This is a genomic window from Blastococcus tunisiensis, from assembly GCF_900112815.1.
GTDB classification, from domain to species: Bacteria; Actinomycetota; Actinomycetes; order Mycobacteriales; family Geodermatophilaceae; genus Blastococcus_B; species Blastococcus_B tunisiensis.
Window position 1 is genome coordinate 429,736 of record NZ_FOND01000001.1, and the last position, 23,321, is coordinate 453,056.

Below are 23,321 nucleotides of genomic sequence, written 5' to 3' on the forward strand. Positions count from 1 at the left end.
CCGGCCAGCATCCCAGGACGCCCCGTCCGGTCCGGCGGGTGACCGGCTCAGCCGGTGGGGTCGATCTCCTCGGGGTCACGGCCCAGCAGCACCGCGACCTGGTCGACGACGACGTCGCGCACCAGGTCGGCGAGGTCCTCGCGGTCGTGCGCACGGATCTCCAGGGGCCGCCGGTAGACGACGATCCGCGGTGGCACCTCCCGGCCGTCGTCGCGGTGGGCCGGCAGCACCCGGGCCAGCGGGACCGACCCGTCGTCCAGGACGTCGGCGTCGAGGACGACGTCGTCGGGGCTGGTGTGCTCGACCCACGGCACGTCCTCGACCGCGAACTCGACGCCGGCCAGCTCCCGCTCCCAGCGGCGCTCGATGTCCTCCACGGCGTCCAGCACCAGGTCGTCGAACTGCTCGGCGCGGCTGCGGGCCAGCGGCACCTCGGCGGGCACCAGCCGGCCACGCAGGCCGCGGCCGTGGCGGTCGCGGCGCGAGCGGGCGGGAGGGCGGCTCATGACGCGTCGAAGGGTACGGCCTCCGGCGGGACCGGGACGACGAGCCGGGCCGGGACCGGTGTCGGTGCGCGCGGGGTCGTCGTGCAGGATGAGGCGCCCGATCGGCGAATCCCCGCGTGCCTGCTGCGACCGACCGTCGCGCAGGTTTACTGTGCCTGCGTGAGGAACCGGTGGTGAGGCAGTCACGTCGCTGCTCGCGCAGCGGCTGCGCGCAACCGGCAGCGGCGACTTTGACCTACGTGTACGCGGAGTCGACGGCCGTTGTCGGCCCGTTGGCGACCTTCTCCGAGCCGCACAGCTACGACCTGTGCGAGTTCCACGCGGAGCGGCTGACCGTCCCGCGCGGCTGGGAGGTGGTCCGGCACGAGATCGACCTCGACGACGTCGGGCCGACCGGTGACGACCTGCTCGCGCTCGCCGACGCCGTCCGCGAGGCCGCGCGGCCCGAGCTCCCGAGGAACCCTGCCGACGACGGCAGCGGCATCCGGCGCGGGCACCTCCGGGTGCTGCCCGACCTCTCCTGAGGCCACCTCCACCCACGGCCGCAGGTCACCGGAGCGTGCGGGCGCTGGCCGGCGCGGGTGCCTTATAGGGTTCGGCACGTGCCCGACCTCTCTTCCGTCATCAAGGCCTACGACGTGCGCGGGCTCGTGCCCGGCGAGTGGGACGAGGCCGTCAGCCGTGCGATCGGCGCGGCGTTCGCCGAGTTCGTGGTGCAGGAGAGCGCGGCCACCGCGATCGTCACCGCCCACGACATGCGCGACTCCTCGATCCCCCTCGCCCGGGCCTTCGCCGAGGGCGTGATCAGCCGGGGCGTCGACGTCGTCGAGGCCGGGCTGGGCTCCACCGACCTGCTCTACTACGCGGCCGGCTCCCTCGACATGCCGGGCGCCATGTTCACCGCCAGCCACAACCCGGCCCAGTACAACGGCATCAAGATGTGCCGGGCCGGGGCCGCGCCGATCGGCCAGGACTCCGGGCTGGCGACGATCCGCGAGTGGGCCGAGCGCGACGCCTACGACCGGGTCCCCGAGCGGGTCGGGACGGTGACCTCCCAGGACGTCCTCGCCGGGTACGCCGCCCACCTGCACTCGCTCGTCGACCTGTCGGCCGGCCGGCCCCTGAAGGTCGTCGTCGACGCCGGGAACGGGATGGGTGGGCACACGGTCCCGGTGGTCCTCTCGGGCCTGCCGCTGGAGATCGTGCCGCTGTACTTCGAGCTCGACGGCAGCTTCCCCAACCACGAGGCCAACCCGCTGGACCCGGCGAACCTCGTCGACCTGCAGGCCGCCGTCCGCGAGCACGGCGCCGACATCGGGCTGGCCTTCGACGGCGACGCCGACCGCGTCTTCGTCGTCGACGAGAACGGCGACCCGGTGAGCCCCTCGGCGGTGACCGCGCTGGTCGCCGTCCGGGAGCTGGCCAAGGGCCGCGGGACGACGATCATCCACAACCTGATCACCTCGAAGGCGGTCCCCGAGATCGTCCGCGAGCACGGCGGCGAGCCGGTCCGGACCCGGGTCGGGCACTCCTTCATCAAGGAGGAGATGGCCCGTACCGACGCGGTCTTCGGCGGTGAGCACTCCGCGCACTACTACTTCCGGGACTTCTGGCGCGCCGACACCGGCATGCTGGCCGCCATGCACGTCCTGGCCGCGCTCGGCGAGCAGTCGGCCCCGCTGTCGGAGCTGACCGCCGCCTACAGCCGGTACGTCGCCTCCGGCGAGATCAACTCCACGGTCGACGACGCCCCGGCGAGGGCGGCGGAGGTCCGGACGGCGTTCGAGGAGCAGGACGGCGTCACCGTCGACGACCTCGACGGCCTGACCGTCCAGCTGCCCGACGGCGCGTGGTTCAACCTGCGGGCCAGCAACACCGAACCGCTGCTGCGGCTCAACGTCGAGGCGCCGGACGAGGCCCGCATGACCGAGGTCCGCGATCGAGTCCTGGAGATGGTGCGCGCATGACCGGCCCGACGACGAACGGTCCGCTGGGGCTGGACCCCGAGCTGCTGGCCATCCTGGCCTGCCCCGACACCCACCACAGCCCGCTCACCGTCGACGAGCAGGCCGGTGAGCTGCTGTGCACCACCTGCGACCGCGCCTTCCCGGTCCGGGACGGCATCCCGGTCCTGCTCCTGGACGAGGCCCGGCACCGGGGCGCGTGACCGCCCGATGACGGGTCTGCCGCGATGACGTCGCCGGAGTTCGCCGAGGAGGTCCTCGACGACCCGGAGCTGCTGCGCGCCCGGGACCCGCGCGGACTGCTGCCGGCGGTGGCCGGGGCCGGCGCACAGGTCCGCGAGACCGCCCGGCTGACCGCGGAGGCGGGCCTCGGCCGGGTGACCGAGGGCGGCCGCCCGCGCGGGCTGGTCGTCGTCGCCCGCCGCGAGGGCGCGGTGGCCGCCTCGGTCCTCCGGGCGCTGCTGGGCCCGTCCAGCCCGGTCGCCGTCGAGATCGTGCCCGGTCCGGTGCTGCCGGTGTGGACGGGCCCGAGCGACATCGCCGTCGTGGCGACCCGCACGGGTGCCGGGGCCTACGCGGTCGCGCCCGCCTACGAGGCCGCCCGGCGGGGTGTGGCCCTCGTCGGGATCGGGGCCGAGGACGCGCCGCTGCGCGCCGCGTGCTCCGCGGCCCGCGCCCCGTACGTCGCGCTGCCCGCCTCCCGTGTGCAGCACACCACCCTGTGGTCGCTGCTCACGCCGCTGCTGCTGCTCGCGCGTGACCTGGGGCTGCTCCCGGCGGAGGTCGCCGATCCGGAGGCGATCGCGGCCGCGCTCGACGAGGTGGCCATGGAGTGCGGGCCCGCCCGGGAGTCGTTCGTCAACCCGGCGAAGACCCTCGCCCTGGAACTGCTCGACGCCCTGCCGGTGGTCGTCGCCGAGGGCCCGCTGGCCGGCGCCGCGGCCACCCGGGTCGCCGACCAGCTGGCCACGCTCGCCGGGTTGCCCGCCGCCGGGTTCCGGCTCCCGGACCAGCGGGTCGCGGCCCTGGCCGTGCTCGGCGGGCCGCTGGCCCCGCGCGGCGAGGACGACTTCTTCCGGGACCGCGCGGACGACCCCGGTCGCCGGCTGCGGCTGCTGACCATCCGGGACGCGGCCGCGGGCGGGGACGACGGGGCCGGGGAGCGGGAGCCGCGGGCGGCCGACGACGCGACCGACGAGGTCCTGCGCGCGGCGGGCGCACACGGCGTGCCGGTCAGCGGGCTGGCCGAGCACGGGAGCCCGGACGGGTTCGCGCGGCTGCCCCGGCTCGCGCGGCAGCTGGCCGTCGCCGACTTCAGCGCGGTCTACCTGGCGCTGGCCCTCGACAACGAACGGGCCCTCCGCCCGTGAGTGCTTCGACCCGGGCCGACCGGGTACCAGCCGCCCGCGACCGTGGCGCGCGGCCGGGCAGACGACAGCACTGGGACGGCACGCAGGTGCTGACCGACCGGAAGGACTTCCCGTGGCGGGTGGACTCGTAGCACTGCTGGACGACGTGGCGGTCCTGGCGCGGGCCGCCGCCGCGTCCATCGACGACATCGGGGCCGCGGCCGGGCGGGCCAGCATCAAGGCCGCCGGCGTCGTCGTCGACGACACCGCGGTCACGCCGCAGTACGTGCACGGCCTCAACGCCGACCGCGAGCTGCCGATCATCCGGAAGATCGCGCTGGGATCGCTGCGGAACAAGCTGCTGATCATCCTGCCCGCGATCCTGCTGCTCAGCCAGTTCCTGCCGTGGCTGCTCACCCCGATCCTCATGCTCGGCGGGGCCTACCTCTGCTACGAGGGCGTGGAGAAGATCTGGCACAAGGTCAGCGGCCACGCCGAGGCGCACGCCTCGGTGGAGGAGGCGATGCCGGACGAGAAGACGATCGTGTCCGGGGCCGTGCGCACCGACTTCATCCTGTCGGCCGAGATCATGGTCATCTCGCTGAACGAGGTGGCCAGCGAGGCGTTCGTGTCCCGGGCGATCATCCTGATCGTCGTCGCCCTCGGCATCACCGTGCTCGTCTACGGCGTCGTGGGTCTGATCGTGAAGATGGACGACGTCGGGCTGAGCCTGTCGCAGAAGTCCGCCAAGGGGCTGGCCGCGTTCGGCCGGGCCCTGGTCAAGGGCATGCCGAAGCTGCTCACCGCCCTCACCGTGGTCGGCACGGCCGCGATGCTGTGGGTCGGCGGGCACATCATCCTGCTGGGGACCGACGAGCTGGGCTTCTCCCCGATCTATGACCTCGTGCACCACCTCGAGGAGGCGGCGCACGACGCGACCGGCGCCCTCGGCGGTGTCGTCGGGTGGATCGTGAACACCGTGGGCAGCGCGATCCTCGGGCTGGCCGTCGGCGCCGTCGTCGTGACGGTCATGAACCTCACTGTGCACCGCAACAAGGACGGCGCCCCGTCGCACTGAGGAAGGACCCCGTCCTCCCCACCGCTCGCAGGCTCGCGGCGGTGCCCTGGACGGGGCCATGGACGACTGGCCGGCTGATCCGCGTCTCGGCGCGATCGCCGGTGGACGGGGGACAGTAGGGCCATGCATCCGGGGACGACCGATCGCACGCTGCTGTCACCGGAACGCCGTCGGGCCGACCGGGAGGCGCTCGCCGACGAGGTCGTCGACGTCCTGGTCATCGGCGGCGGGGTGACCGGCGCCGGTGCCGCGCTGGACGCCGCCAGCCGGGGGCTGTCCGTGGCGCTCCTGGAGGCGCGCGACTGGGCCGCCGGCACCTCGAGCCGGTCCAGCAAGCTGATCCACGGCGGGCTGCGCTACCTGGAGCAGCTCGCGTTCCCGCTGGTCCGCGAGGCGCTGTCGGAGCGGGCCCGGCTGGTCGGCACCATCGCCCCGCACCTGGTCACCCCGCTGCCGTTCCTGCTGCCGCTGACCGCGCCGGTCTGGCAGCGGGCGTACTACGGCGCCGGGGTCGCCCTCTACGACCTGCTGGGTGCCGCCTTCACGCCCGGGCGGGACATCCCGCGGCACCGGCACCTGTCCCGTGCCGCGACCCTGGCCGCCTTCCCGGCGCTGCGGGGCGATGTCGTCCGCGGCGCGATCCGCTACTGGGACGCCCAGGTGGACGACGCCCGGCACACCCTCGCCGTCGTGCGGACCGCGGCCGGGTACGGCGCGCGGGTGCTCTCCAGCGCCCGCGTGACCTCCCTGCTGCGGGACGGCACGGGCCCCGGCGCGGCGGTCGTCGGCGCCCGCGTGACCGACCTGACCGACGGCACCTCGTTCTCCGTGCGGGCGCGCAGCGTGGTGGCCGCGACCGGGGTCTGGAGCGACGACATCGGCCGGATGCTCGGGGCCTCGGCACCCAGCCTCAAGGTGCGCGCCTCCAAGGGGGTGCACCTGGTGCTGCCCGGGTCCGCCATCGAGCGGGCGGACCTCACCGGGGCCGGCGGCACGCAGGCCGGGCTGATCCTGCGGACCCCCAGCAGCGTGCTCTTCGTCATCCCGTGGGGCGACCGCTGGATCGTCGGCACCACCGACACCCCGTGGCGGCTGGACCGCGACCACCCCGCGGCCAGCAGCGCCGACATCGACTACCTCCTCGACCAGCTCAACCGGGTGCTCGTCCGGCCGGTCGGCACCGACGACATCCTCGGCGTCTACGCCGGCCTGCGCCCGTTGCTGGCGGGGGAGTCCGACGAGACCAGCCGCCTCTCGCGCGAGCACGCCGTCCTCACCCCCGTCCCGGGGCTCGTGCTGGTCGCCGGCGGCAAGTACACGACCTACCGGGTCATGGCGGAGGACGCCGTCGACGCCGCGGTGTCCGTGCTGCCCGGCGCACCGGCATCCCGCACGGCGCGGCTGCCGCTGGTCGGTGCGCACCGCTGGAACGACGTCCGGGGCGCCGCGGCCGAGCTCGCGGCCGGCAGCGGGGTGCCCGAGGAGACGGTGGCCCACCTCCTGCGCCGGCACGGCGACCGCGTCGACGACGTCCTGCGCCTGGTGCGGCAGGACCCGGCGCTGGGCCGGCCGCTGGAGGGGGCGCCCGGCTACCTGGCCGCCGAGGTGCTGCACGCCGTCCTCGCCGAGGGGGCGCTGCACCTGGACGACGTCCTGACCCGGCGGACGCGGGTCTCGATCGAGACCGCCCACCGCGGGGTCGACTCGGCGCCCGAGGTGGCCCGCATCATGGCCGCGGCCCTCGGCTGGGACGACGACCGGACCGACCGCGAGGTGTCGCACTACGCCGCCCGGGTGGCCGCCGAACGGGAGTCGCAGCGGATGCCCGACGACCACACCGCCGACGCGGCACGGCTCGGCGCCCCGGACGTGCGCGCCCACGTGTGACTCCGGTTCCTCCTGGGACCAGCGGGTCTCGACCGCTCCGTCCGGCCGCGGGAGCGGGTTAGTCTGTCGCCGATGTGGCAGCTCCAGAACTCGGTCCGGCACTACCCGTGGGGCTCGCGCACCGTCATCCCCGACCTCCTGGGTGAGCCGAGCCCGGCCGACCGGCCGTACGCGGAGCTCTGGATGGGGGCCCACCCCGACGCCCCGAGCGTGCTGTCCACGGGCGCACCGCTGGACAAGGCGATCGACGCCGACCCCGACCGGCTGCTCGGCACGGCGGTCCGCGAGCGGTTCGGGGACCGGCTGCCGTTCCTCCTGAAGGTGCTGGCCGCCGAGCTGCCGCTGTCGCTCCAGGCGCACCCCACCATCGAGCAGGCCGAGGCCGGGTTCGCGGCCGAGGAGACGGCGGGCATCCCGCGCGACGATCCGACGCGCACGTTCAAGGACCCCTTCCACAAGCCCGAACTGCTGCTCGCGCTGACCGAGTTCGAGGCCCTCTGCGGGTTCCGCCCGGTCGAGGAGTCGCTGCACTGCCTGGCCAAGCTCCAGGTGCCCGAGCTCAAGCCGACGATCGCGGCGCTGGCCCGGGGCGGTCTGCGGGCGGCGATCCCGCAGCTGATCGCGCTGACCCCGGAGCTCCGCGACGAGCTGGTCACCGCCGTCGCCCGGTCCGCGACCCGCTTCGTGACGGCGCACGACCCGGAGTTCATCAACACCTACCGCTGGGCGGCGTCCCTGGCCGAGACCTATCCCGGCGACCCGGGCGTGGTCATCTCGCTGATGTGCAACCACCTGAAGCTGGCGCCGGGCGAGGCGGTCTTCCTCCCGGCCGGGAACCTGCACGCCTACCTCAGCGGGGCCGGCGTGGAGGTCATGGCCAGCTCCGACAACGTGCTGCGCGGCGGGCTCACCAGCAAGCACGTCGACCTGGCGGCCCTCATCGAGGTGCTGGACTTCACCGACGCCAAGGTGCCGGTGATCCATCCGGTGCTGGGCCCCGGCGGGCTCCGCTACCCGGTCCCGGTCGAGGACTTCGACCTCACCCGCATCCAGCTGGACTCCCGGTCGGGGTCGCTGGTCGCCGACGGCCCCCAGGTGCTGCTGTGCACCGAGGGCGCGGCCCAGTTCCGTTCCGCCGACGGCACGCTGACGCTCCGGCAGGGCGAGTCGGCGTTCGTGCCGGCCGGCGCCGATGTCGCCGCCTCGGGCCCCGCCGTCCTCTACCGGGCCACCACGAACCTCGGCTGAACCCGGCCCCGTCCGGAGGCTCGCCTCGAGCGTGCGAGGGGTGAGGAGGACGGGGTCCTTCGAGTAGGCTGGCCGTGGCACGAGCCCCGCCGAAGCCTCGGCCTGCTCGCTCAATCCGCACTCAGCCGAGAGCCGGCCAGCCGTGTGCTGCGCGCCGGCCGGCCCTGCCCCATGGAGCGACATGACCGCCAGCACCGCCACCCGCACGCTCACCGACGGCGACTTCAGGGTCGCCGACCTCTCCCTCGCGGCGTTCGGCCGCAAGGAGATCCAGCTCGCCGAGCACGAGATGCCCGGCCTCATGGCGCTGCGCGCCGAGTACGGCGACGCCCAGCCGCTCGCCGGCGCCCGCATCGCCGGCTCGCTGCACATGACCGTGCAGACCGCCGTCCTGATCGAGACGCTGACGGCGCTCGGCGCCGACGTGCGCTGGGTCAGCTGCAACATCTTCTCCACCCAGGACCACGCCGCCGCGGCCATCGTCGTCGGCGACGGCACCCCCGAGCAGCCCACCGGCGTGCCGGTCTTCGCCTGGAAGGGCGAGACGCTGGAGGAGTACTGGTGGTGCACCCAGCGGCTCTTCGAGTTCCGCGACGAGAGCGGTCGGGTCGTCGGCCCGAACATGCTGCTCGACGACGGCGGCGACGCCACCCTCCTGGTCCACCTCGGCACCCGCTTCGAGGCCGACGGCGTCGTCCCCGACACCACCGAGGCCGACTCCGCGGAGTACGGCGTGATCCTCGACGTGCTGCGCGGCAGCCTCGCCGAGGACGGCTCGTACTGGACCCGTATCGGCCAGGCCATCACCGGTGTCACCGAGGAGACCACCACCGGGGTGATGCGGCTCTACGAGCTCGCCCGCGACGGCCGGCTGCTCTTCCCGGCCATCAACGTCAACGACTCGGTCACCAAGAGCAAGTTCGACAACCTCTACGGCATCCGGCACTCGCTGATCGACGGCATCAACCGGGCCACCGACGTGATGATCGGCGGCAAGGTCGCCGTCGTCTGCGGCTTCGGCGACGTCGGCAAGGGCAGCGCGGAGGCGCTGCGCGGCCAGGGCGCCCGCGTCATCGTCACCGAGATCGACCCCATCTGCGCGCTGCAGGCCGCGATGGAGGGCTACGAGGTCAGCACGCTGGACGAGGTGATCGGCAAGGCCGACATCATCATCACCACGACCGGCAACAAGGACATCATCAGCGCCGAGCAGCTGGCCTCGACCAAGCACCAGGCGATCATCGGCAACATCGGGCACTTCGACAACGAGATCGACGTGGCCGGACTCGCCCGCACCCCGGGCGTCACCCGGACCACGATCAAGCCGCAGGTCGACGAGTGGCGGTTCGCCGACGGCCACACGATCATCCTGCTGTCGGAGGGCCGGCTGCTGAACCTCGGCAACGCCACCGGGCACCCCAGCTTCGTCATGAGCGCCTCGTTCTCCAACCAGGTGCTCGCCCAGATCGAGCTGTGGAACAACCGCGCGGCCTACGAGGGCACCACGCCCGGCGTGACGGTGCTGCCCAAGAAGCTCGACGAGCACGTGGCGCGGCTGCACCTCGACGCGCTCGGGGTGAAGCTCACCGAGCTGACCAAGGTGCAGGCCGACTACATCGGCGTGCCGGTCGAGGGCCCCTACAAGAGCGACCACTACCGCTACTGAAAGTTGAAGGACCCCGCTGCCCCCCAGCCTTCGCACGCTCAGGCCGGGGCCCTGCAGCGGGGCCGTTCCAGCACGTCGCGACAGCGGGGAAAGCGGCTCACCCTGATGGGTGGGCCGCTTTTCTTGCCTCACAGCGCAGAATGGTCGCCGTGCCACCCACCGCTCCGCAGAACGGGCCCAGTCGCGGCCGTGTCCTCGTCGTCGACGACGACGCCGCTCTCGCCGAGATGCTCGGCATCGTGCTGCGGCGTGAGGGATACGAGCCCGCGTTCGTCTCCGACGGCAACCGGGCGGTGGGGGTCTTCCAGCAGACCCGGCCGGACCTGGTGCTCCTCGACCTGATGCTGCCCGGCCGCAACGGCCTGCAGATCTGCCAGGACATCCGCACCCAGTCGACGGTGCCCATCGTCATGCTCACGGCCAAGGGCGACACGATCGACGTCGTCCAGGGGCTGGAGGCCGGCGCCGACGACTACGTCACCAAGCCGTTCAAGCCGGTCGAGCTGGTGGCCCGCGTCCGGGCCCAGCTGCGCCGCGGCGAGACGGGTCAGGCCGAGAACCTCGCCATCGGTGACGTGCAGATCGACGTCCCGGCCCACCAGGTCACGCGGGAGGGCGTCCCCATCGCGCTGACCCCCCTGGAGTTCGACCTGCTCGTCGCCCTCGCCCGCAAGCCGCGCCAGGTGTTCACCCGCGAGCTGCTGCTGGAGCAGGTGTGGGGCTACCGGCACGCCGCCGACACCCGGCTGGTGAACGTCCACGTCCAGCGGCTGCGCGCCAAGATCGAGCGCGACCCGGAGAAGCCCGAGGTCGTGCTGACCGTGCGTGGCGTCGGCTACAAGGCGGGGCCGCCCTGACCCGGGCGGGGCGCGGCAGCGGAGCCGTCGCTCCCACGACGGTCACAATGGCGGGGTGACCCGTACCGCGCTGCCGCCCGGCGGCTCCGAGGCGCCCGCTCCGGCGCCCGAGCCGCCGAGGCGGGTGGGCCCGGAGCTGCGGCGCCTGCGCCGCGGGCTGCGCCGGCGGACGGGCCTGGCCCGGCGCCGCGCCCAGCGGGCCGTGCGCCGGGAGACCGCCCGCGCCGTGCACGCCTGGCGGTCGTCGCTGCAGGTGCGCATCGGCGCCATCACCATGGTCGTGGCCGGCACGGTGGTGGTGATCGTCAGCCTCGTGCTGTTCAGCCAGATCCGCGACCAGCTGCTGTCGGTCAAGGAGGAGGCGGCGATCGACCAGGCGCAGGCCGGGGTCGTCTACGCCCAGAGCCAGGTGACCGCCATCGCCCCCGGGGACGGCGCGAGCGTCCGCTCCACGCTGAACCGCACCGTGAACGCGCTGCTGCAGCGGGGCGGGGCCGCCGGTGACTTCGCGGTCGTCATGGTGCACCGCACCGGGGACGTGGAGCGCGTCGCGCCCAGCCCCAGCCCCGTCTTCCAGGCCCTGCCCGGTGAGCTGCGGGCCGATGTGGCCTCCGGCGGGCAGTCCCGCAAGTACCACCCGGTGCCCGACGCGTCCGGCGAGCCGCAGCCGACCCTGCTCGTGGGGGCCGCGGTGCCCAGCGACGCCACCGGGGCGCAGCAGGTGGAGCTCTACTACGCCTTCCCGCTCCAGCAGGAGGCGGAGAGCCTCTCGCTGATCCGGAGCACGGTGGTGATCAGCGGGGTCGCCCTGACGCTGTTCGTCGTGGGCATCGGCGTCCTGGTGACGAGGCTGGTCGTCGACCCGGTCCGGCGGGCCGCGGGGACGGCGCAGCGGCTGGCCGAGGGCCAGCTGGAGGAGCGCATGACGGTGCGCGGTGAGGACGACCTCGCCCGCCTGGCCACCAGCTTCAACGCGATGGCCGACAGCCTGCAGCGGCAGATCACCCAGCTGGAGGGGCTCTCCCAGCTCCAGCAGCGGTTCACCTCCGACGTCTCGCACGAGCTGCGCACACCGCTGACCACGGTGCAGATGGCGGCCGACGTGCTGCACGAGGCGCGCGGTGACTTCCCGCCGCACGTCGCACGGTCGGCCGAGCTGCTCCGGGCCGAGCTGGACCGGTTCGAGGGGCTGCTGACCGATCTGCTGGAGATCAGCCGCTACGACGCGGGGGCCGCCGTCCTCGATTCCGAGCCGGCCGATCTCGGTGCCCTGGTGGACCGCGTCGTCGGCGGCATGACGGCGCTGGCCGAGCGGCACGGCTCCGACCTGGTGGTGAGCCGGCCCGAGGAGGCGGTCATCGCCGAGGTCGACGCCCGGCGGGTGCAGCGGATCCTGCGCAACCTGGTCGGCAACGCGATCGAGCACGGCGCCGGCCGCCCCATCGAGATCACCCTGGCGGCCAACCGCACCGCCGCGGCGGTGACCGTGCGCGACCACGGCGTGGGGCTCAGCTCGGCGGAGGCCCAGCACGTCTTCGACCGGTTCTGGCGCGCCGACCCGTCCCGGGTGCGCACGGTGGGCGGCAGCGGGCTGGGCCTGTCGATCAGCCTCGAGGACGCCCGCCTGCACGGCGGCTGGCTGCAGGTGTGGGGCCAGCAGGGGCACGGCGCGCAGTTCCGGCTCACGGTGCCCCTGACGGCCGGGGGAGAGCTCACCAGCTCCCCGCTGCCGCTGCGCCCGGCCTTCCTCCGGCGGACGGGGAGGTAGCCGTGACCCGTCTCCGCGGCATGGTCTCGCTGCTGGTCCTGCTCGGGCTGGCGGGCTGCTCGACGGTGCCGATGAGCTCCTCGACCGTGCAGCTCACCCAGGCGCCCAGCATGCCCACCCAGGTGGTCGGGATCGAGCCGCTGCCGCCGGAGCCCGGGGCCACCCCCGAGGAGGTCGTCCGGTCCTTCATCGACGCGTCGGCGAGCGCCCGGCCGGGACACCGGGTGGCCGTGGAGCACCTGGCGCCGGACGCGCAGCGGACCTGGCGGAGCGACGAGTCCGGCATCACCGTCATCAGCCCCGGCTACGCCACCGTCACCACCGAGACCGGCGCGGTGGAGGTGACGGCGAACCCGGTGGGCACGATCGACGACCGCGGCGTCTTCACCGTCACGACCGGGACGACCTTCACCCGGCAGTTCACCCTCCAGCAGGTCGAGGACGAGTGGCGGATCACCAACCCGCCCGACGGCCTGATCATGCTCGAGCCGGACTTCCAGCGGCTCTACCAGGAGCTGCCCGCCTACTTCATGGACCCGACCTACCAGCGCCTGGTCCCGGATCCGCGCTACGTCATCGCCGGCGACGCGCTGCCCACCGTGGTCGTGGAGCGGCTGATCGCCGGGCCGTCGTCGGCGCTGGCGGCCGGGGTGCGCAATCCGCTGAGCGGTGCCGTGCTGCGCAGCGCGGTCAGCCTCGAGGGGACGACGGCCGTGGTGGACCTGACCGGGATCCCGGCCGAACCGTCGCCGCTGCTCGGCCAGATCTCCGCCCAGCTCGTGTGGACCCTCACCCGCCTCGGCAACGCGACGATCCGCGCCGTCGAGGTGCGCATCGACGGGGAGCCGGTCGTCCTCGACGACGCACCGGACGAGCAGACCCGCGAGCACTGGAGCGGCGTCGACCCCGACGCCGTGCCGCTGGAGACGGTCGGCCACTACCTGACCAACGGTGTGCTGCACACGGTCACCGCGGGGGAGCCCGTCCCGGGACCGGCCGGGACCGGCGAGTACGGCCTCGTCGACGCGGCGGTGTCCGTCGACGCCGCCACCGGGGAGTCCTCCTTCCTCGTCGGCATCCGGCCCGAGGCAGGAGGGGCCACGTTGCTCGCCGGGCCGTACGACGGCGCCCTCGCCCCCGTGCTCAGCGGTGCGCAGCTGAGCTCGCCGACGGTGGCCGCCACCCGCTCGGAGGTCTGGGTGGTCCGCGACGGCACCTCCGTCGTCCGGATCCAGCCGGGCGCCGTGCCGCAGGCGGTGACCGCGCCCACCCTCCCCGGGCTGGGGGTGACCGAGGTCCTCCAGCTCTCGCCCGACGGAACGCGTGCCGCGCTGGTCATCGACGGGCCCGGTGGCCGCGGGCTGTACATCGGGACGGTGGTGCGCGCCGACGACGGCAGCGTCGCGCTGCGGGACTTCCGGACGATCACGCCGGAGCTGTCCCAGGTCCTCGACGTCGCCTGGCGGGACGGCGGGACGCTGCTGGTGGTGGCCGGCGCGGGGGCGGACCGGACCGCGCCGTACCAGGTCGGCGTCGACGGCTGGGGGCTCGTGGAGATGTCCCAGTCGGGTCTGCCCAGCCAGCCCCGGTCGATCGCCGCCGTCCCCGCCCGGCCGCCGCTGGTGGACGCCGGGGGCCAGATCTGGCAGCTCACCGGAGGAACCTGGTCCACCCTGCTGCGCGGCCAGGAGCCGCTGCCGGGATCGGCGCCCTTCTATTCGCTCTGACGGCGGGCCCCCTCCACAACCTGCGGGCAGGCCCGTTCCCGTGGCCGGTTCGCGGCCAGGATCGCACCGTGGCCGGGCCGTGGATCGCTGCGCTCGCCGACCTGGTCCTCCCGCGCACCTGCGCCGGGTGCGGGACCCCGGGCGCCGTCCTCTGCCCCTCCTGCTCCGGGCTGCTCGCCCGGCCCCGGCCGGCCGCGCCGCGGCGGGTGCCCTGGGGCTTCCCCCCGACCGCCGCCGCGGGCGCGTACGCCGGGCCGGTGCGGCCGGCGGTCGTCGAGTTCAAGGAACGCGGGCGGGCCGAGCTCGCCGTGCCCCTGGGGGCGGCGCTGGCCCTGGCCGTCGCGGCCGTGGTCTCCGCCGTCCCGGGGAGGCCGGGCGGGCCGGCCCCGGTGCTGCTCGTGCCGGTGCCCAGTTCGCCTGCGGGCCTGCGCGCGCGGGGCCGCGACCACGTCCGGGAGCTGACCGGTCGGGCGGTCGTCGAGCTGCGGGCGGCCGGGCTGCCGGCCCGGGAGGCCCGGCTGCTGCGCCGCCGCGGCCGGGTGCGGGACTCCGCAGGGCTGTCCGTGGCCCAGCGGCGGGCGAACCTGGCGGGCACGTTCCGGCTCGCGGACGCCGTCCCCGTGCCAGGCCCGCGGGCGCTGATGGTCGTCGTCGACGACGTCGTGACGACCGGCGCGACCCTCACCGAGGCCGCCGCGGTGCTCGCCGCGGCCCGCCCCGCGGGCGCCCCGCCGGTGCTGGCGGCCGTCGTCGCGGCGACCCCGAGAGCGGCCCGGCGCGGCCGTCCGGGGGCCGACCTGCACGTTGTCGGCGACCGGTCCGGGAACGTCCGCCGAGGGTCCGGGGACCGACTGTCGGGACCCGCCGGGAGCGACTAGCGTCGAAGCGACCTGCAACCGGCTCAACCGGGAGGTCCCATGGAGATCGTGGTCCGAGGTCGCAACGTCGAGGTTCCGGAGCACTACCGCCAACACGTGGAAGACAAGGTCGGTCAGCTGGAGCGGTTCGACGCGAAGCTCTCCCGCATCGACGTCGAGCTCTTCCACGAGAAGAACCCCCGCCAGTCGGCGGCCTGCCAGCGCGTGGAGATCACCCTGCGCGGCAAGGGCCCCGTCGTCCGGGCCGAGGCGGCCGGCCCCGACTTCTACGCCGCGCTCGACATGGCCACCTCGAAGCTGGACAACCGGCTCCGCCGTGCGGCCGACCGTCGCCGCGTGCACCACGGCCGGCGCACCCCGGCCAGCGTCCGGGTCGCCGGGGCCGCGGCCGCCGACATGGGCGCCGTCGACGCGCTCGAGCTGGACCGCAAGCTCGCCGAGGGCTCGCACGTGACCGACCTCGACGAGCACCTGCCCGGGCGGGTGGTCAGGGAGAAACACCACCCGGCCACGCCCATGACCGTCGACCAGGCGCTGCACGAGATGGAACTCGTCGGCCACGACTTCTTCCTGTTCCAGTGCGCCGACACCGGCCGGCCGACGGTCGTCTACCGCCGGCACGCCTACGACTACGGGCTGATCCGGCTGACCGACGTGCCGCAGAACGGCGTGGCCCCGTCCCGCGCCGACGAGCCGCAGGCGGTGCCGACCAGCTGAGTCCCGGGCTGGGGGCGCCCGGCGGGCGCCCCCAGCCCGCTCGGACCGGTCAGGCGAGCACCGTCGGCAGGTCCATCCCGATGTACTTCTCCTCGAGGAACTCGAGGATGCCCTCCGAGCTGCCTTCCCGGCCGAGCCCGCTCTGCTTGACGCCGCCGAAGGGCGCGGCGGGGTCGCTGAGCACGGCGCGGTTCACGGCGACCATCCCGGACTCGAGCCGCTGGGCGACCGCCAGCGCGAGCGCCTGCTCGCCGTACACGTAGGCGATGAGGCCGTGCTCGGTGTCGTTGGCCATCCGCACCGCCTCCGCCACGTCGGCGTAGCCGACGATCGCGGCGACCGGTCCGAAGATCTCGGTCGCGGTCAGCGCGCTGCCGTGCGCCACGTCGGCGACCACCGTGGGTTCGTAGAACGCGCCGGTCCCGGACGCGTGCCCACCGGTCGTGACCCGCGCGCCGGCGGCGACCGCATCGGCCACGAGACCGGCCACCTTGTCCCGCTCGGCGACCGAGACCAGCGCGCCGAGCTGCACGCCCTCCTGCAACCCCGGGCCGGTGCGGACGGCGCGCATCGCCGCGGTGAGACGCTCGGTGAACTCCGCCCGCAGGGAGTCGTGCACGTAGAAGCGGTTCGCGGCCGTGCACGCGGAACCGCCGTTGCGCATCTTCGCGACCAGGGCCCCCTCGACGGCGGCGTCGACGTCGGCCCCCGGGAGCACGATGAACGGGGCGTTGCCGCCCAGCTCCATCGAGCAGTGCACCACCGTGTCCGCCGCCTCCCTGAGCAGCAGCCGGCCGACCTCGGTGGAGCCGGTGAACGACAGCTTGCGCACGGCCGGGTGGTGGATCATGCGGGCGACCGGCGGGCCGGGGGGCACCGGGGTCACCAGGTTCACGACCCCGTCGGGGAGTCCGGCCCGCTGCAGCGCATCGGTCACGTAGGCCGCCGTGAGGGGCGTCTCCGGCGCCGGCTTGAGCACCACCGTGCATCCCGCGGCGAGGGCGGGGGCGATCTTGCGGGTCGCCATCGCGGCGGGGAAGTTCCAGGGCGTGACGAGCAGCGAGACGCCGATCGGCTGCCGCGTCACGAGGATGTGCTTGTCACCGGCGGGGGAGAGCCGGAAGTCCCCGCCGATGCGCACCGCCTCCTCGGCGAACCAGCGGAAGAACTCGATGGCGTAGTCGGCCTCACCCAGCGCATCGGCGAGCGCCTTGCCGTTCTCCCGCACGATGATCTCCGCCATCGTGGCGCGCTCGACCCGCAGCAGCTCGAACACGGCGCGCAGCAGCTCGCCGCGCTCGCGCGGCGGGGTCGCCGCCCACCCGGGGCCCGCGGCGTCCGCGGCCTCCACCGCGTCGAGGCAGTCCTGTTCCGTGGCGACGGCGAACTGGGCGATCGTCGTGCCGTCGCACGGGTCGGTGACCGGGAAGCGCGCGTCCCCGGCGCCGGCCCGCCACCGGCCCCCGATGTGCAGGTCGGTCCTCAGCTCCATGGAAGTCTCCGTTCGTGGTGTCGTCGGCGGGTCAGGCGAGGGCTCGTGCGGGCCGGCCCTCGAAGGCGGCGGTCACGATCTCGGTGACCAGCTCGGCGGACCCGGGGAGCGGGGCGTTGCCCACCAGCCGCGTCACCCCGAGCGACAGCTCGACGACGCGCGGCAGGTCGGTGCGCTGCATGCCCAGCTCGGCCAGGGAGCCGGGGATGCCGATGTCCGCGACGAGCGCCCGGACCGCGGCGAGGGTGGCGGGCACGCTGGGGTCGGGCAGTCCCATCGCGGTGCCGATGCCGACCAGCTCCGCGCCGATGGCCGGGGCGCACGCCTCCAGCACGAAGGGCAGCAGGAGCCCGGTACCCAGCCCGTGCGGCGTGCGGGTGAGGGTGCCGACCGGGTACTGGATCGCATGGGACAGGTGCGTCCCGGCCGTTCCGAACGCCATGCCGGCGTAGAGGCTGCCCAGCGCCATGTCGGTGCGCGCGGCGAGGTCGCTGCCGTCGGTGACCGCCGTGCGCAGCGAACCCGACACGAGGCGGACGGCGTCGAGGGCGAGGCCGGAGCTCAGCCGGTTGCGGCCGACGAAGACGCCGAGGGTCTCCGGCCATTCCGTGAACCGGCCCGAGGCGGTGAACGACTCCACCGCGTGCACGAAGGCGTCGATCCCCGAGTGCGCCGTGACGGCCGGTGGTGCCCCCACGGTGAGCTGGGGGTCGACGACGGCGGCGCGCGGGATCAGGGCCGGGTCGGAGACGCCGACCTTGAGGGCGCGGTCGGGGTCCGAGAGCACGGCGACGGGGGTGACCTCCGACCCCGTGCCGGCCGTCGTCGGGATCGCGACGACCGGCAGGACCGGGCCGGGGACCCTGTTCTCGCCGTAGAAGTCCGCCACCGGCCGGGGGTGGCTGACCAGCAGGGCCACCAGCTTGGCCAGGTCCAGGGCGCTCCCGCCGCCGTATCCGACGACGACGTCGGGACCGAAGCCCCGGGCCAGCTCGGCGGCGGCGAGGACGGAGCCGAGCGGCAGCTCGGCCTGGACGTCGTCCAGGACCAGCACCGCGTGCCCGCGCCCCTCCAGCTCGGCGTGCAGGGACCGGAAGGCAGGTGTCGCCGAGAGGATCCGGTCGGTGCAGAGGAGCACGCGGCGCCCGAACCGCTCGACCACGGCGGCGGCGGTGCCGGCCGCGCCGACGCCGAAGCGGATCTCCGCAGGCAGTCGGAGCAGCCCGAACGGTGGCAGCTCAGGCATGGGGGGCCTCCAACGGGTCCGGTCCGATCAGGGCACGGGTGGCGGCCCAGGTGGCCCGGTGCAGCGGGACGCCCTCGGCGAGCCGGAGCGCCCGCACGGCCCGGGACCGGTCACCGGGCACGGAGACCGGCGCGCCGCCGCCGGCCCCGCTCGCCCGCAGCTGCTCCAGGTAGGCGGTGAGAGCGGGCAGCGTCCCCTGCAGGCCGAGTCGCTCGAGGGAGACGGCGAGGAAGAGGTCGCCCTTGGTCGTTGGCTCGGTGGTGTCCAGCGTGCCGCGGACGTCGGTGCCCAGGCCGGTCCCGGTGAGCACCGCGACGAGCGCCTCGAAGGCCACGCCGAGCGCGTACCCCTTCGATCCGCCGAACGGGGAGATGGCGCCCCGGGTGGCGGCGGCCGCATCGGTGGTGGGCCGGCCGTGCTCGTCGACCGCCCAGCCGGCCGGGATCGGCTGGGCCCGGCCCAGGTGGTCGAGGATCTTGCCCATCGAGACCGACGCCGTCGACATGTCGACCACCAGCGGCTCGCCCGTCGTGGGCACCGCGATCCCGATGGGGTTGGTGCCGACCAGCGCCCGGGAGCCGCCCCAGGGGTGGACCAGGGCCTCGCTCGTCGTCAGGGCGAGACCGACCTGCCCGGCGCCGGCGATCCGCTCGACGTGGGGGGCGAGCATGCCGATGTGGTTCGCGCGGCGCACGGCGGCGACGGCCACCCCCGTGCGGTCGGCCCGCCGCACGACCGCGTCGACCGCGGCCTCGGCGACGGTCGCACCGAATCCCCAGCCGCCGTCGACGCTCGCGAACGAGTCCGTCCGCCACTCGACCCGGATGTCCGCATCGGTGACGATCAGGCCGTTGCGCATCCGCTCCACCAGCACCGGCAGGCGGCGGACGCCGTGCGAGCTGTGCCCCCGCAGATCGCCGTCGAGCAGCAGCTCGGTCTGGGAGCACGCGTCGCGCTCGGAGGCCCCGGCGCGGCGCAGCACGGCGCGGACCGTGCGGCGGTACTCCTCGACCTCGATCGAGACTTCGTCGTCCACGTCCACCTCACCGTCGGCTGTCCGCTCCAGGGCGCGCCTACGATCCCGGCATGCGACGGACCAGGCGATGACGCGTCCCGCTCAGCAGGACGCCACTTCCTCCCTCCTGCGCGGCCTCTCGCTGCTGGAGCTGTTCTCCGCGGAGCGGACCGAGCTCAGCATCCGCGAGCTGGCCCGGCGGTCCGGCGTGCCGAAGTCGACCACCCACCGGCTGGTGCTGGACCTCCTCGAGTGGGGCGCCCTGGAGAGGGGGCGGACCGGGGTCCGGCTCGGTGTCCGGCTGTTCGAGCTCGGGCACCTGGTCCCGGAGCACGCCCGCCTGCGGGAGCTGGCCATCCCGTTCGCGCACTCGCTGAACGGCATCACCCATCTGACCTCGAACCTGGCCGTGCGCGACGGCAACGAGATCATCTACATCGAGAAGATCAGCGCCCGCGACCTGAAGGTGCCGCACTCCCGCACGGGTGGCCGCCTGCCCATGCACTGCACCGCGCTGGGCAAGGCGATCCTCGCCTACAGCGACGAGGAGTACGTCGACGCCGTGCTGGCCGGCCCGCTCGCCCGCCGCTCCCGGAAGACCATCACCGACCCGGCGCAGATCCGCCGGGAGCTCGTCAGCATCCGCCAGGAGAAGGTGGCCTACGACCTCGAGGAATCGCAGGAGTCGCTGTTCTGCGTGGCGGCACCCATCTTCGCCCGGGGGAACCGCGTCGTGGGGGCGCTCTCGGTCACCGGGGCGACCGCGCTGAACCAGGCGCGCAGCTTCGCCGGCGTCGTCCGGGCGTCGGCCCAGGCCATCTCGCTCGCGCTCGGAGCGCCGCGCGTCCCCTGAGGCGGGCGTCACAGGATCTGCCCCGCTCTGCGGGACACGGCCTTGCGACCGGGTGGCACGTCGGATGGATGATCCGCCTGCCTCGCCCCCTCGGACCCGGTCCGCGGGCACGGCAGGACGACGGCGATCCCACCGAGCAAAGGAGCTACCGTGCGCAGATCCCACAGGACGGCCAGCGGGGCGTTGGCCGCGGCCGCGCTCATCCTGGTGTCCGGCTGTTCGGGCGGTGGCGACGAGACTGCGTCGGGCGACCAGCCCACCTCGGCGAGCGGCGATCTGGACGCCCTCGTGGCGGATGCCCAGGCCGAGGGGCAGCTGACGCTCTACGGTGACGCCAACGAGACCTCGCTGCAGGCGTGGACCCAGGGGTTCACCGACGAGTACGACATCCCGGTGTCCGTGCTGCGGCTGCCCGGCAGCCAGCTCTTCCAGCGCTTCGCTCAGGAGCAGTCCGCCGGCCAGGCGCAGGCGGACGTCTTCTGCCTGGCCGACTTCGCCTCGTTGAGCCAGGCGGTCGAGCAGCAGTGGCTCGCGGAGTACACCCCGGAGAACGGTGACCTGCTGCCGGAGGACCTCGGGGAGCCCGGCTTCTTCTACCCCCTCCAGAACTCCTACTACCAGACCGTCACCTACAACACGTCCCTGCTGTCGGAGGAGGAGATCGCCCTCGTCCAGGAGGACCCGATCGCCGCGGCGGGTGACCCCCGGTTCGCCGGCCGCATCGCGGTGAACATGCCGCAGTCCTCGCAGCAGATCGCCGCCTTCTACTACCAGCTCGCCGAGGGCCGGCTGGCCGACGAGTACGGCTGGGAGGCGTTGGAGGCGATCGCCGCCAACGACCCGGACTTCCTCTCGTCGGCGGAGCTCGTCAACGGTGTCGTCCAGGGCGAGTACGCACTCGGCGTGGGCATCACGGACAGCCTGGCCGGTCCCATCGCGCTGCAGGGCGCCCCGATCGAGTTCGCCTATCCGGACACGACCGTCGGTGGCGCGTTCGGGTGCGGGGTCGTCGAGAACGCCCCCAACTCCGCCGCCGCCCGCCTGTTCATGGAATGGGGGACGTCCCCGGAGGCCGGCGCCCGGTACTCCGAGATCACCCAGACCAACCCGCTCAACAGCGAGGTCGAGGACAACCGGGAGATCACGGCACTCGACTGGTACGAGGCGCCGGACGACTCCACCACCTGGTTCGAGTTCGTGACCGACGAGGAGTTCCTGGGCACGATCGGTCCGGACGGCGACTTCTACGACCGGTGGAGCGAGACCTTCGGGTACTCCGGCTGATGGCCGTTCCCACTCGGCCCGGTTCCGTGGCCGGCAGGGACCCCGCGATCGCTCCGGCGGACGCGGGGGACCTGCCGGTCGCGGGCCCCGGGGGGCAGCGCAGCGGGCAGCGCAGGGCGAGTGTGCTGGCCTGGGCGGTCCTGCTCTTCGTGGTCGGTCTCATCGTGGGCCCGGTCGCCACCCTGTTCTACGGCGCCCTCCGCAGCGACGGGCCGGGGATGCCCGACGCCTCCTTCTCGCTGGACGCCGTCCTGCGGGTGTACGCGAGCACCGAGTACCTGGGATCGCTGTTCGGCACGCTCGCCCTGGCGCTCTCCACCGCCGCGCTCGCGGTGACGTTCGGCGGGCTGGCGGCGTGGGTGCTCTCCCGCACCGATGTCCGGGCGCGCGGGTTGCTGGAGCTCGGGGTGATCGTCCCGCTGTTCCTGTCCCCGTTCGTCGGAGCGGTGGCCTGGAGCATGCTCGCCGCCCCCCGCTCGGGCATGATCAACGTGAACCTGCGGTGGCTGCTCGGGACGGATGCGACGTTCGTCGACATCACGACCTTCGTCGGCGTGATGTTCGTGATGCTCCTGTACTACATCCCCTACGCCTACCTGCTGATCTCCTCGGCGCTGAAGAACATGGACCCCTCGCTCGAGGAGGCGTCCTACATGAACGGCCGCGGGGTGATCGCCACGGCGCTGAAGGTCACGCTGCCGATCATGCGGCCCTCGCTCGCCGCGGCGTTCTTCTTCGTGGCGGTGCTGGCCACCGGGGTGTTCGCCATCCCGTCCGTGCTCGGCCTGGACGCCGGGTTCACGCCGCTGGCCGTGCAGGTCTACCGGGCGACGACGATCTTCCCGTCCGACCCGCCGCTCGGCGCGGCCATCGGCACGATGATCTTCTGGTTCACCCTCGCCGGCATCTACTTCTACCGCCGTGCCATCCGCCACGGAGGCCGGTTCGTCACGGTGGGGGCGCGCGGCACCCGGCCCCGCCTCATCCGGCTCGGGTGGAAGAAGATCCCGGTCACCGCCGGCTTCGCCGTCTACGTCCTGCTGGCCACGGTCCTGCCGTACACCGCGCTGGTGCTCATGAGCCTGACGCCGTTCGCGATCACCGACTTCCGGGACCTCTCGCTGAGCTTCGACAACTTCGTCGAGGTCGCCACCACCCCCGACGTCCTCAACGCGTTCACGAACTCGCTCTGGCTCGCCTTCCTGGTGCCGACGCTGACGGTGGTGCTCGGCGTGGCGGTCGCCTACGTGGTCGTCCGGGAGCGCGGCCGGCTCAGCGGGCTGGTGGACTACATCTCCACGGTCCCCATCGCGGTGCCCGGCATCGTGTTCGCCACCGGCATCGTCTGGCTGTACCTGCGCAGCCCGCTGTACGGCACGCTCACCCTGATCGTGGTCGCCCTGGTGGGCGTCTACATCCCGCACGCCGCGAGGTTCGCCAGCGCGGGGCTCATCCAGATCGACAAGTCGCTGGAGGAAGCGGGGCGGATGTCGGGGGCCGGCAAGCTCCGCGTCATCCGCACGATCACGTTCCCGCTCCTGCGCCCGTCGCTGATGTCGGCGTGGATCCTGCTGTACGTCTTCGCCATGCGGGAGGTGGACGAGGCCGTCATCATCGCCGGGCCCAACTCCCGTCCCCTGGCGGTCCTGGCCTTCAGCTTCATCGAAGCCGGGGCCATCCGGAACTCCGCCGTCATCGGACTCCTGCTGACCCTGGTCATGCTGACCGGCGTCCTCATCGCCCGGATGGTCTTCCGGGTGCGGCTCGATTCGTCGAGCCTGTGAAC

Annotated in this window: 20 protein-coding genes; 16 read left to right on the forward strand and 4 right to left on the reverse strand. The window is 73.9% G+C overall.

Translation table 11 applies throughout. From position 1 onward, the window contains the following. Positions 1–47: 47 nt before the first annotated feature. Positions 48–506, reverse strand: a complete 459-nt coding sequence (locus tag BM142_RS02030; RefSeq protein ID WP_092195079.1) for a metallopeptidase family protein — start codon at positions 504–506, stop codon at positions 48–50. Between the two features lie 173 nt (positions 507–679). On the opposite strand from BM142_RS02030, the gene BM142_RS02035 reads away from it, so the two are divergent. From BM142_RS02035 to hpf, 13 genes are all read left to right on the forward strand, one after another. Next, positions 680–1,030, forward strand: a complete 351-nt coding sequence (locus tag BM142_RS02035) for a DUF3499 domain-containing protein (protein WP_092195080.1) — start codon at positions 680–682, stop codon at positions 1,028–1,030. Between the two features lie 78 nt (positions 1,031–1,108). After that, positions 1,109–2,473, forward strand: coding sequence for a phosphomannomutase/phosphoglucomutase (locus BM142_RS02040; protein ID WP_092195081.1), 1,365 nt, complete (start codon positions 1,109–1,111; stop codon positions 2,471–2,473). Beyond that, positions 2,470–2,673 (forward strand): Trm112 family protein, encoded by a 204-nt coding sequence (locus tag BM142_RS02045; protein WP_254790465.1) that lies wholly within the window; start codon positions 2,470–2,472, stop codon positions 2,671–2,673. Before BM142_RS02040 ends, BM142_RS02045 begins: the two co-directional genes overlap by 4 nt. A gap of 24 nt (positions 2,674–2,697) precedes the next feature. After that, the gene (locus BM142_RS02050; RefSeq protein ID WP_092195082.1) at positions 2,698–3,840 is read left to right on the forward strand and encodes an SIS domain-containing protein; all 1,143 of its coding nucleotides are present in this window, start codon (positions 2,698–2,700) and stop codon (positions 3,838–3,840) included. Between the two features lie 112 nt (positions 3,841–3,952). Beyond that, positions 3,953–4,897 (forward strand): DUF808 domain-containing protein, encoded by a 945-nt coding sequence (locus tag BM142_RS02055; protein ID WP_092195083.1) that lies wholly within the window; start codon positions 3,953–3,955, stop codon positions 4,895–4,897. Positions 4,898–5,020: 123 nt separating this feature from the next. Further along, positions 5,021–6,784, forward strand: coding sequence for a glycerol-3-phosphate dehydrogenase/oxidase (locus BM142_RS02060; RefSeq protein ID WP_092195084.1), 1,764 nt, complete (start codon positions 5,021–5,023; stop codon positions 6,782–6,784). 72 nt (positions 6,785–6,856) lie between these two features. Continuing rightward, positions 6,857–8,032, forward strand: a complete 1,176-nt coding sequence (gene manA / locus BM142_RS02065) for a mannose-6-phosphate isomerase, class I (RefSeq protein ID WP_092195085.1) — start codon at positions 6,857–6,859, stop codon at positions 8,030–8,032. Positions 8,033–8,213: 181 nt separating this feature from the next. Next, complete coding sequence (ahcY, locus tag BM142_RS02070; RefSeq protein ID WP_092195086.1) at positions 8,214–9,698, forward strand: adenosylhomocysteinase; 1,485 nt, start codon at positions 8,214–8,216, stop codon at positions 9,696–9,698. Between the two features lie 140 nt (positions 9,699–9,838). After that, on the forward strand, positions 9,839–10,555 hold the full coding sequence (mtrA, locus tag BM142_RS02075) for an MtrAB system response regulator MtrA (RefSeq protein ID WP_092195087.1): 717 nt from the start codon (positions 9,839–9,841) through the stop codon (positions 10,553–10,555). 55 nt (positions 10,556–10,610) lie between these two features. Next, positions 10,611–12,323: an MtrAB system histidine kinase MtrB gene (gene mtrB, locus BM142_RS02080; protein ID WP_092195088.1), complete on the forward strand. Its 1,713-nt coding sequence runs from the start codon at positions 10,611–10,613 to the stop codon at positions 12,321–12,323. Between the two features lie 2 nt (positions 12,324–12,325). After that, positions 12,326–14,050 carry an LpqB family beta-propeller domain-containing protein gene (locus BM142_RS02085; protein ID WP_254790466.1) on the forward strand — a complete coding sequence of 575 codons (1,725 nt, stop codon included), beginning with the start codon at positions 12,326–12,328 and terminating at the stop codon, positions 14,048–14,050. A gap of 68 nt (positions 14,051–14,118) precedes the next feature. Beyond that, the gene (locus BM142_RS02090) at positions 14,119–14,928 is read left to right on the forward strand and encodes a ComF family protein (RefSeq protein ID WP_092195089.1); all 810 of its coding nucleotides are present in this window, start codon (positions 14,119–14,121) and stop codon (positions 14,926–14,928) included. A 39-nt stretch (positions 14,929–14,967) separates the two neighbouring features. Next, the gene (gene hpf / locus BM142_RS02095; protein WP_092195090.1) at positions 14,968–15,645 is read left to right on the forward strand and encodes a ribosome hibernation-promoting factor, HPF/YfiA family; all 678 of its coding nucleotides are present in this window, start codon (positions 14,968–14,970) and stop codon (positions 15,643–15,645) included. A gap of 49 nt (positions 15,646–15,694) precedes the next feature. On the opposite strand, the gene BM142_RS02100 is transcribed toward hpf, so the two are convergent. From BM142_RS02100 to BM142_RS02110, 3 genes are read right to left on the reverse strand one after another with little or no spacing between them, the layout of a single operon-like run. Next, complete coding sequence (locus tag BM142_RS02100; RefSeq protein WP_092195091.1) at positions 15,695–17,137, reverse strand: NAD-dependent succinate-semialdehyde dehydrogenase; 1,443 nt, start codon at positions 17,135–17,137, stop codon at positions 15,695–15,697. 31 nt (positions 17,138–17,168) lie between these two features. Next, positions 17,169–18,383, reverse strand: a complete 1,215-nt coding sequence (locus BM142_RS02105; RefSeq protein WP_092195092.1) for an iron-containing alcohol dehydrogenase — start codon at positions 18,381–18,383, stop codon at positions 17,169–17,171. Next, positions 18,376–19,419, reverse strand: a complete 1,044-nt coding sequence (locus BM142_RS02110) for an Ldh family oxidoreductase (RefSeq protein ID WP_217640523.1) — start codon at positions 19,417–19,419, stop codon at positions 18,376–18,378. Before BM142_RS02110 ends, BM142_RS02105 begins: the two co-directional genes overlap by 8 nt. Positions 19,420–19,486: 67 nt before the next feature. Here BM142_RS02110 and BM142_RS02115 point away from each other — a divergent pair, with 67 nt between their 5' ends. From BM142_RS02115 to BM142_RS24055, 3 genes are all read left to right on the forward strand, one after another. Beyond that, positions 19,487–20,251: an IclR family transcriptional regulator gene (locus BM142_RS02115; protein ID WP_092195093.1), complete on the forward strand. Its 765-nt coding sequence runs from the start codon at positions 19,487–19,489 to the stop codon at positions 20,249–20,251. Between the two features lie 150 nt (positions 20,252–20,401). Next, on the forward strand, positions 20,402–21,535 hold the full coding sequence (locus BM142_RS02120) for an ABC transporter substrate-binding protein (protein ID WP_175527044.1): 1,134 nt from the start codon (positions 20,402–20,404) through the stop codon (positions 21,533–21,535). Further along, positions 21,535–23,319 (forward strand): ABC transporter permease, encoded by a 1,785-nt coding sequence (locus BM142_RS24055; protein WP_175527045.1) that lies wholly within the window; start codon positions 21,535–21,537, stop codon positions 23,317–23,319. Before BM142_RS02120 ends, BM142_RS24055 begins: the two co-directional genes overlap by 1 nt. The last annotated feature ends 2 nt before the right edge of the window (positions 23,320–23,321 follow it).

Bases quoted from the DNA above. Each gene is read 5' to 3' on its own strand.
- BM142_RS02030 (WP_092195079.1), bottom strand. From the start codon at position 506: ATGAGCCGCCCTCCCGCCCGCTCGCGCCGCGACCGCCACGGCCGCGGC.
- BM142_RS02045 (WP_254790465.1), top strand. From the start codon at position 2,470: ATGACCGGCCCGACGACGAACGGTCCGCTGGGGCTGGACCCCGAGCTG.
- BM142_RS02050 (WP_092195082.1), top strand. From the start codon at position 2,698: ATGACGTCGCCGGAGTTCGCCGAGGAGGTCCTCGACGACCCGGAGCTG.
- BM142_RS02060 (WP_092195084.1), top strand. From the start codon at position 5,021: ATGCATCCGGGGACGACCGATCGCACGCTGCTGTCACCGGAACGCCGT.
- manA (WP_092195085.1), top strand. From the start codon at position 6,857: ATGTGGCAGCTCCAGAACTCGGTCCGGCACTACCCGTGGGGCTCGCGC.
- ahcY (WP_092195086.1), top strand. From the start codon at position 8,214: ATGACCGCCAGCACCGCCACCCGCACGCTCACCGACGGCGACTTCAGG.
- mtrA (WP_092195087.1), top strand. From the start codon at position 9,839: ATGGTCGCCGTGCCACCCACCGCTCCGCAGAACGGGCCCAGTCGCGGC.
- hpf (WP_092195090.1), top strand. From the start codon at position 14,968: ATGGAGATCGTGGTCCGAGGTCGCAACGTCGAGGTTCCGGAGCACTAC.
- BM142_RS02100 (WP_092195091.1), bottom strand. From the start codon at position 17,137: ATGGAGCTGAGGACCGACCTGCACATCGGGGGCCGGTGGCGGGCCGGC.
- BM142_RS02105 (WP_092195092.1), bottom strand. From the start codon at position 18,383: ATGCCTGAGCTGCCACCGTTCGGGCTGCTCCGACTGCCTGCGGAGATC.
- BM142_RS02115 (WP_092195093.1), top strand. From the start codon at position 19,487: ATGACGCGTCCCGCTCAGCAGGACGCCACTTCCTCCCTCCTGCGCGGC.
- BM142_RS24055 (WP_175527045.1), top strand. From the start codon at position 21,535: ATGGCCGTTCCCACTCGGCCCGGTTCCGTGGCCGGCAGGGACCCCGCG.